The sequence below is a fragment of the Niastella soli genome, from assembly GCF_017742245.1.
In the GTDB taxonomy this organism is placed as follows: Bacteria; Bacteroidota; Bacteroidia; order Chitinophagales; family Chitinophagaceae; genus Niastella; species Niastella soli.
In genome coordinates this window covers 1,037,750-1,052,633 of the sequence record NZ_JAGHKO010000004.1, presented here as the reverse complement: position 1 = coordinate 1,052,633, position 14,884 = coordinate 1,037,750, and the positions used below count along the sequence as shown (strand labels likewise).

The following is a 14,884-nucleotide window of genomic DNA, read 5'->3' as shown; positions in this document are numbered from 1 at the left end:
TTTTATGCCAATTTGACTTTTGTTAATGCACAATTCCCCAAATCCGCGCCAGATTATGAAAAGGTACAGTATTTGAAACAATTCTCTTGACAAAACAGCAGATACCAATGGAATATAAAGACTACTATAAAGTATTGGGAGTAGCTAAAAGTGCTTCACAAGACGAAATAAAAAAGGCTTACCGTAAGTTGGCTGTTAAGTATCACCCCGATAAAAATGCGGGTGATAAAAAAGCCGAAGAAAAATTCAAGGAAGTATCGGAAGCAAATGAAGTATTGAGCGATCCAGATAAGCGTAAGAAATACGATACGCTGGGTGCTAACTGGAAACAGTACGAGCACGCAGATTTTAATGGTGCCGGCGGTGGTGGCTTTGGTGGCCAGCGGGGCGGACAAAGTTATTACGAATATAACGGTAACCCTGATGACATTTTTGGCGGCGGTGGATTTTCTGACTTCTTTAATTCTTTCTTTGGCGGTAGTGGCTCTGAAAGAAGTTATGGCGGTTATCAACAGGAGGTGCCGGGTCGGAGTATTGAAGGGGAAGCAGCCATAACGCTGCAGGAAGCCTTTTCGGGCACTGAGCGTATCATAGACCTGGGAACAGAAAAGCTTAAGGTAAAAATAAAACCGGGCGCTTACGAAGGACTGGTGCTTAAATCGAAAGGCAAAGGAATGAAAGGCCGTTCAGGCAAAGCCGGGGATCTATATATAACGGTACATATACAACCCAACAGTGTGTTTAAAAGGACCGGTAACGACCTGCACATAGACGTTCCGGTAGATGCTTTTACATTAATGACGGGCGGGAAAGTGCCGGTTGCCACGCTTTCAGGCGAAGTGACCATAACAGTTCCGGAAGGAACACAGAACGGCAAGAAGTTCAGGTTGAAAGGAAAAGGAATGCCGGTTTATAATGAACAGGCCGTAGGCGACCTGTATATAAAAGTGGAAGCCAAATTGCCGGACTCGTTTACGGAAGAACAAAAGGAACTGATAAAGCAATTGCAGGATAGTTTTAAAAAACAAAAAAGTTAATGGTATGAAAGAGAATTTTCAAAGTGTGTTGAATGAAGGGAAACCTGTACTGGTTGATTTTTTTGCAGAATGGTGTGGTCCCTGTAAAGTACAGGCCCCGGTATTGAAAGAAGTAAAATCAGAGATAGGCGACAGCGCCCGGATCATCAAGATAGATGTTGATAAAATGCCCGCTATTGCCCAGGCTTATCAGATCAGTGGTGTGCCCACCCTTATCCTGTTCAGGAATGGCCGGCCCGTTTGGCGGCAATCTGGGGTAGCCAATAAAAAACAGTTGGTTGATCTGATAAAACAACATGTATAAACAGCCGGCTTATTTTTGCCACATAAATAAGTAAACGAAATTAAAAAGGGGCCGACGTCGGCCCCTTTTTATAACTATTTTGCTACATCGATCTTTACCTTTTTGTTTTTGATCTTTTCATCCTTGATCGTATGTAATGTATGGCTGGCTTTTGATTTACGGATAGCTACAAACGAGAAGAAATCCTTCACCTCAATTAAGCCAATGTCTTCTTTTTTCAGCTGTCCTTTATTAGTGAAAAAGCCTACGATGTCTACCTTATTTACTTTGTCTTTTTTACCGGCCCCAATAAAGAAGGTGGTCCAGCCTGGTTTTTGCGGTAACTCAGCAGTCTCAGGCAAATTAATTGCTTCGGGTGCTGGCGTAATATACTCAGGCACTCTTTCATGTGGCGCCACTATTAAAATGGCTGTCCCGCTGGCTTCCATTCTTGCCGTGCGCCCATTGCGATGGGTAAATGCTTCCTGTGTATGGGGGAGTTGATAATGTATAATGTAACGGATGTTCGGGATATCCAGTCCGCGGGCAGCAAGATCTGTTGTTACCAGCACATTGGAGCTGCCGTTGCGGAACTTGCTTAAAGCTACTTCACGGTCCCGTTGTTCCATAGCACCGTGGTAAAATACACTCACAATCCCTTTCTCTTTCAAATTGGTGTTTACCAGTTCTACAAATTCGCGTTGGTTACAAAACACGATGGTTGACCGGTTGCCGAGGTGGCAGATCAGTCTGAACAAGGTCTCGGTTTTGTCCTTATCATCACTCAATACCATTTGGACCGCAAGGGCAGGGGATTTCTCGCCTGTTAGGAAGTTTATTTTAACAGGCGCTTGCAAGCCCACAAAATCCGGGATCTCCACTGCTTCCGTAGCGGATGTCAATATTTTCTTTTTCAGGCCGGGCAGGGAGCTTATAATAAAAGACATCTCTTCATCAAACCCCTCTTCCAGCGATTTGTCAAACTCATCCAGCACCAGGGTCTCAATATGGCTGGTGGTAATATTGCCGCGGCGGATGTGATCGCCCAGCCGGCCAGGGGTGCCTACGATCAGTTGAGGTGCCTGCAGCAGGTTGTTTTCTTCGATCTCCCGTTTATGACCGCCATAGCAGCAGGTGATCTTGAACCCTGTTCCCATTTTCTTGAAAACCGTTTCAATTTGCAGGGCCAGTTCCCGGGATGGTACAATGATCAGGGCCTGGGTAACCTGGTCCTTTTTTAACAGCTGCGTAATGGGCAGCAGGAACGCCAGGGTTTTGCCAGAACCAGTATTGGCCAGTAATATCACTTCATTGGAGGTTTTATTGGCCTCCAGAGATGCCTGCTGCATCTCGTTCAAAGTATCGATCTGTAAATTGGAAAGCGTGTTCTCAATAGAAAATGTAGATTCCACCATGCGGCAAAAGTACATCATTTTCAAGGGATTTGCCGGATAAAAGGCGAATGGCGGATGTCTGAAAATATGGGTGTTTTAACGGTTGCAGCAGCGCTTTAGATTTGGTAAATTAACCCAGGATCCAGCTTTTCGACCATTAATCAGATTTATTGTTATGAATGCCATTCAACCAAACACGGTTAAAAAACCTGCGTTCCGCAGTTTAAAAGCCTATGCTTTCGATCCGTCGCTTTCCCTTAAAATAGACACCGCCGGTATCAACCAGCTGGTTTATAAGGTACCCTGGGAAGATCTGGATACCGGGCCCTCCGGTGAATACATTGAAGTGGTGGATTATGATCCTACCGTTAAAAAGTATTTCAAACCAGTTGATCTTAATCATCCCTATCTACTGGCCCAAAACGGCCTGGACCCCAGTGAAAGCAATCCGCAGTTCCATCAGCAAATGGTGTATGCGGTGGCCATGACCACCATCATGAATTTTGAAAAGGCCCTTGGGCGTAAGATCCTTTGGGCGCCCCGCTTGCTGGAAGACCGGGCAAAGTTTGAAGAATATGTTCAAAAACTCCGCATTTATCCCCATGCACTACGCGAAGCCAACGCCTATTACAGCCCGGTGAAGAAATCATTGCTGTTTGGTTATTTTTCTTCTTTTCCCGCCAATAATGTCATTCATATGCCCGATGCGCTGGTGTTTACCTGTTTAAGCCACGATATTATTGCGCATGAGACCACCCATGCCATCCTGGATGGGATGCAATATCATTATAACGAACCTTCCAACCCCGATGTGCTGGCCTTTCACGAAGCGTTTGCCGATATTGTAGCCCTGTTCCAGCATTTTACTTTCCCCTCCGTTTTACAACACCAGATCGCACAAACAAGGGGTGATCTGGGCAGTCAGAATCTATTGGGAAAACTGGCCCAGGAATTTGGCGCCGCCATTGGAAACTACGGCAGCCTGCGCGATGCCATTGGTGAAATAGACGAAAAAACAAAGGAATGGAAACCCCGGGAACCCAACCCCAATGATTATAAAAGAGAGATGGAGCCACATGCCCGGGGCAGCATTCTGGTGGCCGCCGTGTTTGAAGCATTCATTACTATTTATAAATCAAGGGTGGCCGATCTGTTGCGCATTGCCACCAATGGCACGGGTATTTTACCACAGGGCGACCTTCATCCAGACCTGGTGAACCGGTTGTCGGGCGAGGCATCCGCAGCTGCCAGCCATGTGTTGAGTATGTGTATCAGGGCGCTGGATTATTGCCCGCCTGTAGATATTACCTTTGGTGAATATCTACGGGCCATTATTACTGCCGACGCAGACCTGGTGAACAATGACAGTCGCAATTATCGGCTGGCCTTTATCGATGCATTCAGAAGAAGGGGCATCTATCCCGAAGGGATCAAAACATTAAGTGAAGAAAGCCTGCGCTATGCTCAGGAACCTTTCCTGGGGCAACAACAGCAGGACTTTTTTGGGGTCCTGTTAAAGTTCCTGAAAGAATTCCGGGATGCAACTATCTATACTAAAGACAGGGCGGAGATCTACCGGTTATCAAAATCTCACATTAGTGGTTCTACAACCAGTGAAGGCTTGAATAAGAAGATCGTTTTTTCGATGGAAGATCCCGGGGAATTTGAAAAGCTTACGGGTTTGGTATTCCTGACCCAAAACTGGGAGCAATATGGTGTCCGCACTTCCCCAAAATACAAAGGTCCATCTTTTAGAATTGAGAACTTACGGCTGGTATCCCGGGTTGGTCCTGATGGTGATCAGTTAAATTATATCATTTTTTCTTTGACCCAGCGTGCCGGGGTTATTGTGAATGAGGATGGCACCATAAGCACTTACGTGCCCGATGATGCGCAGGAACCGCCCAAAAGAGGATTTGAATGCTGGGGTGGTTGTACCATGATCTTTGATATGGCTAATCCCAGTCTGCGTTATGCCATAACCAAGCCTTTACTGGATCCTGATAAATTGCGTCAGGGTATCCGGCAATTGAATGAGAAAAGGATCTTGAAGCAGTTCAGGTATCAGACAGAAGAAGCAATACTGCACCTTAGCGAACAAAGCCTGTATTTTGGTGCAGGGATCAACAATAATTTTAACGAGCCATTCGCTTTCCTGCACAATCATTAAACTTATTATATGCAAAAGATCTCACACGCGGAAGTGCGCATGTACCGCCTGGGTACCGGCGACTGTTTTGCTATAAAATTTTTTTCAAAAGAAAAGGAAGAACCTGTTTGTAAACTAATGATCGATGCCGGCACCTGGTCCGGGTCAGGCACCGACCTGGAGCCCTACATCAAGGACCTGAAGCAATACCTGGACAATTATGCCGATGTGCTGATCGTAACCCATGAACACAAAGACCATGTGCATGCCTTTGATGTTTGTAAGGAGCTTTTCACGGAAAAAGATACAAAGGGAAAACAATTTGAAGTGGGTGAGTTGTGGATGGGGTGGACCGAAAACGACCGGTTAAAAAAGGTAAAGGAATGGAAAGAAGATTATGGTGAAAAAAAGAAGGCCCTTGGTATAGCGGCTTTAACACTTCAGGAAACGATGGCCTCTCCTGAATTTAAAAAGCAATTTGAAGGTAATAGAGATGCTGCAAAAATGCTGGGCGCCAGGGAAACCTTTGGCAAGGTACTCAATGGCTTTGCCGATCTGCATGTTGCTTTCGAGGCATCGTCCACAGGGAAAGTGTACAAAGGAGGGTTGGCCGGTATGGAGGTGGTAAAAAAAGACATCAAGAAAAAGGAGGTCAAATACTACAAACCCGGAGATGTAATTCAGGGTATCGGCAATGTGGAAGGGATCAGGATCTATGTATTGGGGCCGCCCGAATTGCAGGAGGAAATTGCACAGGAAGCAGGAGGCGAAGGGGAGTCATATCAACACAACAAGGTCTTACGGGAGTCTGATACATTTGGCGCTGCCATCTTACATTTAGCTGGCAATGATAATGGAATGGATGCGGGGGTATTGCCATTTGATGAGAAGTATTATGATATAGATAAAAGGCTGGAATATATACAGGAACCAGAAGGGAAGGAAGCAATACTTAAAGAGGTAGACAGTATGGACACGATAAAAAAAATATATGAAGCAAAAGACTGGCGTCGCATCGACTATGACTGGCTCTTCAGTGCAGGTGCTTTTGCGCTTCGCATGAACGGGCTTACCAATAACCTGAGCCTGGCTGTGGCCATTGAATTTGTCGACAGCGGCCGGGTGATGTTGTTTCCGGGCGATGCAGAGTTTGGCAGTTGGGCAAGCTGGCACACCATTGACTGGAAAGAAGACGATCGCAGTAATGGAAATACGGATGGTAAAAAACAAAAACACCTCACCGAAGACCTGCTCAACCGTACGGTGTTTTATAAAGTGGCCCACCACCTGAGCCACAATGGTACGGCGCAACGGCTGGGACTGGAAATGATGAAACACAAAGACCTGGCAGCCATGGCTACCCTGGATTATAATAAAATAAACGATGGGTGGACCAGTACCATGCCTAACCGGTCGTTGATAAAGGAACTGTTATTGCGCACCAGGGGCCGATTGATGATCATGAATGAAGAAGGGTTGTTCTACGATTTTAATGAAGAAGTGCCGATGAAAGATAAAATTGAGGATGCACGAAACAGTATGACGGATAAAGAAAGGAAAGCGTTTGAAAAAGATTTTATCTCAAACAAACGCTATCTGCAATATACGGTGAAAGCCTAGCAATAATAGCCGTGGCCCGGTTCAAAACCGTGGCACGGCTATTATTTACGCATTCTTCAATTGCTCTATATTAAATTTTTTCATTTGCATATACACCTGTATCACCTTTTGTGCTTTGGCGGGGTCGCTTAACAGTTTGGGTAATATAGTAGGCACAATTTGCCAGCTTACGCCAAACTGATCTTTTAACCAGCCGCATTGGCCTTCGCTGCCACCATTCGCGGTAAGTTTCTCCCAATAATAATCAATCTCTTCCTGGGTTTCGCAATCCACTACAAAAGAAACAGCTTCATTGAATTTGAATTGTGGACCAGCATTCAAACCCATAAATTTTTTGCCATTCAGTTCAAAGGTCACTACCATTTGGTTGTCGGCCGTGATTGTTGAGTTCTTGAAAATGGAGCAATAAAAGGTGGCGGCAGCTTGCGCTTTTCCATCGAACCAAAGGCAGGGATAAATTTGATTGGTCATGTTTTGTTTGTTTGTGTTGTAATTTGATAACACAAAGAAACGGCGGATCCAATCCTCAAAATAGAACAAACCCGACATTATTCAGACTGCCCGAATTTCAGGTATTCTTTGGGCGTAATGCCGGTAAATTCCTTAAAAGCGCGGATATAATGGCTTTGATCGGCATAGCCATTGGTAAAGGCGATGTCGCTGAGTTTGGAGAATTGGCGGTTATTAAGCTGCTGAAAGGCGTTGTTGAACTGGGAGATCCGTCTGAACAGACTGGGCGCAATCCCGATGTTCTTTTCAAACATCCGTTGAAAGGTGCGTTCAGTAATGTGTAATTCCTGCTGCACTTTTAACAGGGCGTCTTTGGAAGCGTTTTGTGCAATGGCAAGGGTCGCGAAACGGATCAACTGACAATCAGCCCTGGTTTTGGTGATCAGGCTGAATACATACTCATCAAGCAGGTTGAGCATGTCGGTAGTAGTGGCCGCGTTCAATAACTGTTCCTGCAATTGCGTGGTTTTGATAGCATCCAGTAAATTCAGGTCAATGGGATTGTTGGTGAGTTCCTGGGCCGAAACGCCAAACAGGGTAAACAACGCAAAGGGTTTAAAGAAATAAGCTATCAGGGTGAAGTTGTCGCGAATGGTAAGCGTTTCGGGAAAAACAGTTTGTCCAAACAGCGTGAGGTTGTTGCTGTTGTTCCTGATAGTTCCTTTAGCGGTTTGAAATAAAAGGGTAGGCGCCCCATTGGCGTATAAGGGTAATGTGAATGGGTTGGTGACCAGTACTTCTTCAATGACCAGGATCCTGTCCACATAACTGCTGATCTTTTCGCATGGCAATGGGTTGCTTATTTTCATCGGCACTTGTTTTGACCGGTAAGGATCAAAGGTAATAAGGCCTGATAAATCTCTTTTATTTTTATTTTTTTCAATTTTATTGTTGTCAAATATTGCGTCCGTTTGTATTTATGGTATAGGAAGATGTTCTAACAACATATGATTTCCCATCCCTCCAAAACGAATATTACTTCGTAACTATCCTTATGGATCAGCATGATTCATCAACCTTTTAGAAAGTTTTCTTGCTTTTGAGTAACAAAGCATGATAGATCATGAAAAAATTACATGTCTCACATGTCCTGGTTTTGACAGGTATCCTGGTCGTTTCTGTAACGGCTGTTGCATTTTATGAAAGAAGTAATGTGCAACCCAAAGATGACTGGACGGAGTACTATTGGTTTGATGCTTCGGGAGATTATACCTGGCGGCAAAATACCATCGATTTTGAGATCTACCTAACGGGGTACGATCAGTCACAGGCTGCACCCTTCACATTAATGGAAAAAGGGTATCCGCCTGCTGCGGTTTCAGGTTGGCCGCCACAACCTCACAATCCTTATTTACCTGCTAAGAAACTGTATATCCATCCCTGATTTTAATTTCACACAGCAACATATAAAGGTGATCAATATCCCATGTTTTGCGTAAGGTAAGCGTTTTGCTGCATTTCCAATAACGGGATAGGGTATAAACGGTCGGTTGACTGCCAGGCATTGCCTTTATTGATCGTTAATACTGTATCGATCCTGGTGCTCCTTTTCAGGTCGAACCAACGGTGTCCCCATTCAGCGAAAAACTCTTTTCTTTTTTCCTGTTCAATAACGGATAAACAGCTGTCCATACTTATATTACTTTGTATCGACGCCAGTCCTGCCCGGTTACGGAGCGTATTTATATCCGCTACTGCGTCTTCAATTTTATTGTTATGGGCTTCCGCTTCTGCTCTGAGGAGGTATTGTTCTGCAAGGCGTAGCACTACATTAAATTCTGTAGCGGCACTTGAAGAAGCGTTTATTTTATACTTGTAAGGATGGTGATAGGTTTGCCTGTTTATAGTAACACTTCGGGTCCAGTAGCCCTGGCGGTGATCATTGGGTTCAAAAGAAGCCAACAGCGAATTTGTCAGGGTATAGGTGGGCGGAATGCTGTTATTCGCAGGTACGAAACTCAAACCTTCGGAGGTGCTGTTATTGTTTAAAACAGGTGCAAATTGAAGAATAGTTTCAGGGCTGGTAGCTAAAAATACTTTATTCAAATCGGCAGGCAGGGTATACAACCCGGCATTGATCACAGAATCGGCAAACGCTTCAGCCTGGCTCCAGTTGCTTAGGTAACAATATACCCTTGCCAGTAACGCCGCTGCTGCAAATTTGGTGGGTTTTATGTTGGTGCCTGTATCAGAAAGAAGGGAAAGGGCGGATTGCAAATCGGTTGTTATCAACTGATAGACCTGGTCTGCCGGGGCACGGGGTAACGTAGCATTTACATCTACATTGGTAGTGGTTGTTAGCGGTACATCGCCGAATAAATTTACCAGGTACCAGTAACAAAGGGCGCGGATAAATTTAACTTCTCCGGTTAACTGTTGTTTGGTTGTCTCCCTTATTGCCGTTGATCTCGACAGGTTTTCAAGGCAGATATTGGTTTGATAAATGGTTGCATAACCGGATCGCCAAAAATTAAATAGAACCAAATAATTATCGGGAAGCAGTGAATTGGTGAAGAACTGGTCTTCGGTGATAATAAAACGCGTCCGGATTAATTCATCGGCAGAAAGCGCCGGATAAACGCTCATACCACCGTTCAATAAACATTGATTAGTGCTCATGATCTTTATGTAGATACCGGTAACGGCTTCCTGGGCCAGGGAGTCAGTGCTGAAAACGGCGCCTGCGGTGAGTTCATTTTTGGGTGGATCGACCTTGATAAACTTTTCGCAGCCGATGCAACAAAAAAGCGCGAGTAAGCACGCGATCGTTCTATTCGTTCTATGCATGGGGATATACTATTTAGAAAAGCTACACTCAAATCCTGCTGCAAAGGTCCTTAAAGGGGGCAGGCTATAGGGCGTTTGCTGTTGTTCGTTGAAGATCTTTTGGCCAGCTATGGTAAACAGGTTCTGCGCCTTCATATACACCTTTGCCTTTTTCAAATAACGTCCCTTAAACCATTTTTCGGGAAAGTTAAAGCTGATATCCGCGTTCCTTAAAAGTATAAAGGAGGCATCCTCATAACTGCCGGAAGACTGCAATAATCTATAACTGGCTTCCGCTGCCGGCGAATTGGAAACCGTAGTATACCGTTGAAAGATAGCCTTGTCTCCAGGGTTTCTCCACCGGTTTAAAACCGCCACCGGCTGATTTAGCATGGCCGTGCCTGGTAAGGCTAATGCGTAAACTTTATACAACTCGCTATAGCCCATTTGCTTTTTGAATTCTATGGCTATACTTAAATTCCAGTTTTTAATTGTGACACTGTTTTTGAACCATCCATAAAAAGCAGGGTCAAGGTTGCCAATGCGGATATAATCGTTTTGGTAATTCAGTTGCCCGTCTTTATTCCGGTCCTCAAATTGGAATACGCCCGTGTTGGGATTAACACCCATGTATTTATATCCATTGGTGCTGGTGAGTGAATATCCCACTTCATAGAAGTTGGCATAGCTGGAATTGGCAAGGCCAGGAAACGCCAATAATTTATTGCGGGGAATAGTGGCCGTCATTTCAGTTGTCCACTTTATGTCTTTGAACTCTATATTTTTGCTTTTCAGCTGGATCTCGAAACCCGAGTTTTGAACAACAGCCTGCGAGTTCCTGGCTGCAATACTGCTGAACCCGGTTGTATAAGGCACCTCGTAGGTAATGAGCTGATTGCTGGTGCGATTACGAAAATAATTAACAACTATAAATAGCCGATCTTCCCATAAGCCCAGTTCAAGTGCGCCTTCTAATTTTCGCGTGATTTCCCAGCTGTATGATGAGTCGGAGATCTGCGTGGGAACTGTTCCGGAATTTCCCTGATAGGAACGGCCAGCAGAGGCCCACCGGTCAAGGTATTTATAATCGCCGATCTGATCATTCCCCGTGGTGCCATAACTGCCCCGCAACTTGAAAAAGCTGATGAATGGAAGTTTCTTTAACAGGGGTTCGCTGGAAACGAGCCAGGCAGCGCCAATGGCGCCAAAACTGCCAAATTGTTTTTTAGGGCCAAAACGGCTGGAACCATCCCGCCGGCCGGTGAGATTTACTATATATTTATCCCGCCAGTTATAATTCAAGCGTCCGAATACGCCCATATACCGGTAAACGTTTTGATCATAAGTAGTATTTACAACAGGTGCGTTGTTTATATCGAACGGGAGTGAATCACTGGTGTAGCCTGTAGCGTTGAGACTGTTTCTGTTGTTTATCAACCCCTGAAAAGTACTGCCTATAAGTGTGGTGAACTTACTATTACCTATGTCTCCTGAATATTCAGCTTGCGGTTCAATGATCCAGGAATTAAAATTATTCTTTCCTGCAAAGAGTGATCCGGTAGGATTGCTGTTAGTATAGGGGTTCAATGATTTCACTGGTATTTTACTTTCTTCTATAAAGGAAACCCCGTTGTAACCAAAATTTGATCTAAGCTGTAAGCCTTTGCTCAGTTTGTAACTCAATTGCAGGCTAGTTATCAGGTTTCTTGTTCTGGCGAGATAGGGCTGCAATAAAAGGGCCAGCGGATTTTGATAGGGCACGCCAGCCTGCTGCCAGGTAAAGTTATTTATTGAGTCCCGTAAGGATGGAATATTGGGTGGTAGTGGCAGTGTGGAGGCGAGGTCGGTTATAATAGATTCATTATGGTCAGCCGAATAAATTGCGGATAGCTGGGTTGATAATTTACGCTTGAATGAATTATTGGAAAGACGAAGATGCAGTGAGGTACGTTTATAGCCTGAGTTACCCGTGAAAACGGTGTTTTCGAGATAATGACTTAAACTGAACAGATATACCGTATTGCTATCTCCGCCGGAAACGGAAACCTGGGCATCCATAGTTTTAGCGCTGTTTCTAAGTAACAGGGTTTTTAGATCTGTATAGCGGGTTGTATCAAATAGCATCAGATCAGGTGCATTGTCGAGGGTAGGGGTCAGGCTGTCATTTTTTAACCCTTCGTTTCGCATGTCAACAAATTGCCTGGTATTCATCATGGAAGGAATGGTTGCAAGAAGGTTTACACCCGTTTGAACATGAGCGGTAATATATGGCTTGCCTGCCTTTCCCTGTTTGGTAGTGATCAACACTACACCATCTGCGCCGCGGCTGCCATAAATGGCCGTCGCATCGGCATCTTTAAGCACTTCTATGCTTTCAATATCATTCGGGTAAATGATCATAAGAGGGCTATTGCCTTTTTCACTCAATGCAGAACCGGAACCAATTGTCTGCTGTGAATTATTGTTGGTGGCACTGGGTACGCCATCAATAATATATAATATCTTACTATCGGGTATAATACCTGGTGTGGTACCAATACTACTTGGACCTCTTATTTGCAATTTATAACCTGAACCCGGAAGCCCGTTGTTTTGACTTCCTGATAAGCCGGGTATACCATTCAGGGCGGCTAATGGGTTGTTTACTGGCTGCTTTTCAATTTCACTATTCGGGATTTTTCCTATGGAGCCTGTATTCAACCGGGTTGATGTTTTTCCATAGCCGGTCTTTACCATTTCCTCAAGAAGTTGAGGTCCCGGATTTTTCTTTTCTGCACTATTTGCGGTTCGTGGTTGAGGTGATGTGGCCGGTTCATTTTCCGGGGCCGGTCTTTTTTTTATTATGATCTGATTTCCCCTGATTGAATAAGTTACAGGTTGGCCCTTAAAGCAAAGGTCAAGGGTGTATTCTACAGTTTCATTGGTAACATGCACGTCAATCCTTTTGCTTTGAAGTAAGAGTTTGGAATTGTAAGTGAAAAGATAATTAGATTGCTTTTTAATTAAATCAAAAACTTGTTCCAATGGGGCATTCCTTACGGAAATAGAAATTTTTTGAGCCAGCCCTGCTGTTGAGATCAGAAGCAGGCAGGTAAGCACCAGGTACTTTACGATCATTAACAATGGCCTATTTACTGGTTACAAGAATTCTCCTTCCGTTTATTTCAAAATGAACATCCCCTGTTTCCTCCATATTCTCTAAGAACTCAGGCAATGGTTCTCCCCGTGATGCAGTAGTAGTATAGGAGGTTGAGTCGCAACAGTTGAAAACAAACTCCACATCATACCAATGGGTTAACTGTTGCATGATATTCCTTAACGGTGTATCCCGGAATTCAAACAGGTTCTTTTTCCAGGCAATTTCTTCTGCTATATTCACATTCTCCCGGATAGAAAAATGCCCATTATTTAATACAGCCTTTTGGCCCGGTTGTATATGAGTAGTTGATCCTTCATGAATAAGATCTATTTCCCCGGTAATAAGCGTGGTTGTAATAGTTTCGTCGTCATAAGCGTTTAAATTAAATTGAGTACCGAGTACATTGACGATCGTTCCTAAAGCACTGACCGTAAAGGGTATTTTATTTGTTCCGTCCAATGTTACTTGTCTGACATTAAAAAAAGCTTCCCCGATCAATTCAACATTTCTGTGTGTGGGGCTGAAAACAGTGGGGAAGCGAAAAGTGGAAGCTGCGTTCAGCAATACCGTTGAACCATCTGATAGTTCTAATTCATACGTTCTGCCGCTGGGTATTTGCAGGGTGTTTAAAGCAATGTCTGTCACCTCGTTTAATTCACTGCCCGGTGTATTGAACGTCTCGTTTAATTCATTGCTGGGTGTATGGAACGCCTCGTTTAATTCACCGCTGGGTGTATTGATCTTTACAGGAAGCGGGATGATCTTCAGTTTTTTGTTTGATACTTTTACAACCCGGCTGCTTTTGTAATCTATATGGCTTCCATTATCCATTTTGTCGGGTTGACAAGTAGAGCCGTTTGAAAAGGTCAGGGTTACTTCTGTTGGGAGCTGCGGCGAATTCTTTACAATTAAAGGTGTATTGCGCTGTTTAGGCGGTTCAATTTTCGATAAAACGGGTTCGTTACGGGAAGAAGGGAGCGATAACCAGATAATTCCTGCAGTTAGAAGAACGACTATACTGGCTGCAATAGAAAGGAATTTCGACCTGCCCATGGGGTAGGGCCTGCCTGTTTCTGCTTTATAAAGCTGCTTTACTTTTTTCCAGTCTGCCCGAAGATCTACCTTCAATTCCGACAAATAGGGGGCGTCTGTAAGACTTTGAAATAACGTCTCATTCTCTTCGGAAAGGCTGCGCCAGGCATTCAATTCTTCCTGTTCCTTATTGTTTAATGTTGTTTTGCGATACTTAATTATAAGACTCGCAATTTTGTTATTTTGGGCTTCCAATTGTTTTAGTTTAAGGTAAATAAAGGTTATACTTCAGGCTCTGAATTAAGGCCTGATGAATTACAGGGGGGTAAAGTATCGCTGAATAATAAATTCCTTTGTTGCAGGGCTTCAAATATGGCTATGCGGGCTAACCTTTTTTCATTCCTCACTGTCTGTTCATCCCTGCCGATGATCTCTGCGATTTTTTTGGTGGGTTGACCGCAAAAAAAAAGCCTGATTACACGCCTGCGTTGCCAGGGCTGTGCTTCAATTTCTTCGTGAACAGCATCCCTAACTGCTTTGGTGATAATATAATGTTCTTTTTCCCTCCCAAGGATAAACTTTTTGATATTTTCACCCTCCTTTGTTTCCTGCTTCTTTTCCTGCTGCGTGTCCTGCAGCATTTTCATCCGGATGTCATTACAGTTTTGTCCAATAGTGGAAATAAGAAAATCGAAAATCTCGGCTTCGGTTTGTAAAACCCGGTGTTGCCTCGTCGCAGCGTTATATGCCGCGATAATTATTTCTTTTGCTTTTTCTTCATCCCGAAGAATCATCACGGCATGATGAAAAAAGCCTTCATGATTCTTGTTATAAACTCTTTTAATCCTATCAATATTTCCTTGCCAATCGTGAAAAAAGTAATTAAACCATGTATTCATACGGCTAAAATTTCAGGGCATTAACCAATTTTGAATTTGAAAACCGGTCTATCAA

At 44.0% G+C, this 14,884-nt stretch carries 12 protein-coding genes; 5 read left to right on the top strand and 7 right to left on the bottom strand.

Annotation, left to right across the window (positions count from 1 at the left end):
• Positions 1-107: 107 nt before the first annotated feature.
• Together J7I42_RS19180 and trxA are read left to right on the top strand one after the other, a co-directional pair.
• Entirely contained in the window at positions 108-1,037 is a 930-nt protein-coding gene (locus tag J7I42_RS19180) for a DnaJ C-terminal domain-containing protein (RefSeq protein ID WP_209140462.1), read from the top strand.
• 4 nt (positions 1,038-1,041) lie between these two features.
• Complete coding sequence (gene trxA, locus J7I42_RS19175; RefSeq protein ID WP_209140461.1) at positions 1,042-1,341, top strand: thioredoxin; 300 nt, start codon at positions 1,042-1,044, stop codon at positions 1,339-1,341.
• Between the two features lie 74 nt (positions 1,342-1,415).
• Here the strand turns inward: trxA and J7I42_RS19170 are convergent, their stop codons facing one another.
• Positions 1,416-2,753 (bottom strand): DEAD/DEAH box helicase, encoded by a 1,338-nt coding sequence (locus J7I42_RS19170; protein ID WP_209140460.1) that lies wholly within the window; start codon positions 2,751-2,753, stop codon positions 1,416-1,418.
• A 136-nt stretch (positions 2,754-2,889) separates the two neighbouring features.
• Between J7I42_RS19170 and J7I42_RS19165 the strand changes: the two genes are divergently transcribed.
• Positions 2,890-4,884: a gluzincin family metallopeptidase gene (locus tag J7I42_RS19165; protein WP_209140459.1), complete on the top strand. Its 1,995-nt coding sequence runs from the start codon at positions 2,890-2,892 to the stop codon at positions 4,882-4,884.
• 9 nt (positions 4,885-4,893) lie between these two features.
• Positions 4,894-6,483 carry an MBL fold metallo-hydrolase gene (locus tag J7I42_RS19160; protein WP_209140458.1) on the top strand — a complete coding sequence of 530 codons (1,590 nt, stop codon included), beginning with the start codon at positions 4,894-4,896 and terminating at the stop codon, positions 6,481-6,483.
• A gap of 45 nt (positions 6,484-6,528) precedes the next feature.
• On the opposite strand, the gene J7I42_RS19155 is transcribed toward J7I42_RS19160, so the two are convergent.
• Together J7I42_RS19155 and J7I42_RS19150 are read right to left on the bottom strand one after the other, a co-directional pair.
• The gene (locus J7I42_RS19155; RefSeq protein ID WP_209140457.1) at positions 6,529-6,954 is read right to left on the bottom strand and encodes a VOC family protein; all 426 of its coding nucleotides are present in this window, start codon (positions 6,952-6,954) and stop codon (positions 6,529-6,531) included.
• Positions 6,955-7,031: 77 nt separating this feature from the next.
• Positions 7,032-7,802 carry a helix-turn-helix domain-containing protein gene (locus tag J7I42_RS19150; protein ID WP_209140456.1) on the bottom strand — a complete coding sequence of 257 codons (771 nt, stop codon included), beginning with the start codon at positions 7,800-7,802 and terminating at the stop codon, positions 7,032-7,034.
• 254 nt (positions 7,803-8,056) lie between these two features.
• On the opposite strand from J7I42_RS19150, the gene J7I42_RS19145 reads away from it, so the two are divergent.
• Positions 8,057-8,377, top strand: coding sequence for a hypothetical protein (locus J7I42_RS19145; protein ID WP_209140455.1), 321 nt, complete (start codon positions 8,057-8,059; stop codon positions 8,375-8,377).
• 32 nt (positions 8,378-8,409) lie between these two features.
• On the opposite strand, the gene J7I42_RS19140 is transcribed toward J7I42_RS19145, so the two are convergent.
• From J7I42_RS19140 to J7I42_RS19125, 4 genes are read right to left on the bottom strand one after another with little or no spacing between them, the layout of a single operon-like run.
• Positions 8,410-9,780 carry a RagB/SusD family nutrient uptake outer membrane protein gene (locus tag J7I42_RS19140; RefSeq protein ID WP_209140454.1) on the bottom strand — a complete coding sequence of 457 codons (1,371 nt, stop codon included), beginning with the start codon at positions 9,778-9,780 and terminating at the stop codon, positions 8,410-8,412.
• 9 nt (positions 9,781-9,789) lie between these two features.
• Positions 9,790-12,876: a SusC/RagA family TonB-linked outer membrane protein gene (locus tag J7I42_RS19135; RefSeq protein WP_209140453.1), complete on the bottom strand. Its 3,087-nt coding sequence runs from the start codon at positions 12,874-12,876 to the stop codon at positions 9,790-9,792.
• 10 nt (positions 12,877-12,886) lie between these two features.
• Positions 12,887-14,185: a FecR family protein gene (locus J7I42_RS19130; RefSeq protein WP_209140452.1), complete on the bottom strand. Its 1,299-nt coding sequence runs from the start codon at positions 14,183-14,185 to the stop codon at positions 12,887-12,889.
• A 26-nt stretch (positions 14,186-14,211) separates the two neighbouring features.
• Positions 14,212-14,829 carry an RNA polymerase sigma factor gene (locus tag J7I42_RS19125; protein WP_209140451.1) on the bottom strand — a complete coding sequence of 206 codons (618 nt, stop codon included), beginning with the start codon at positions 14,827-14,829 and terminating at the stop codon, positions 14,212-14,214.
• Positions 14,830-14,884 lie beyond the last annotated feature (55 nt).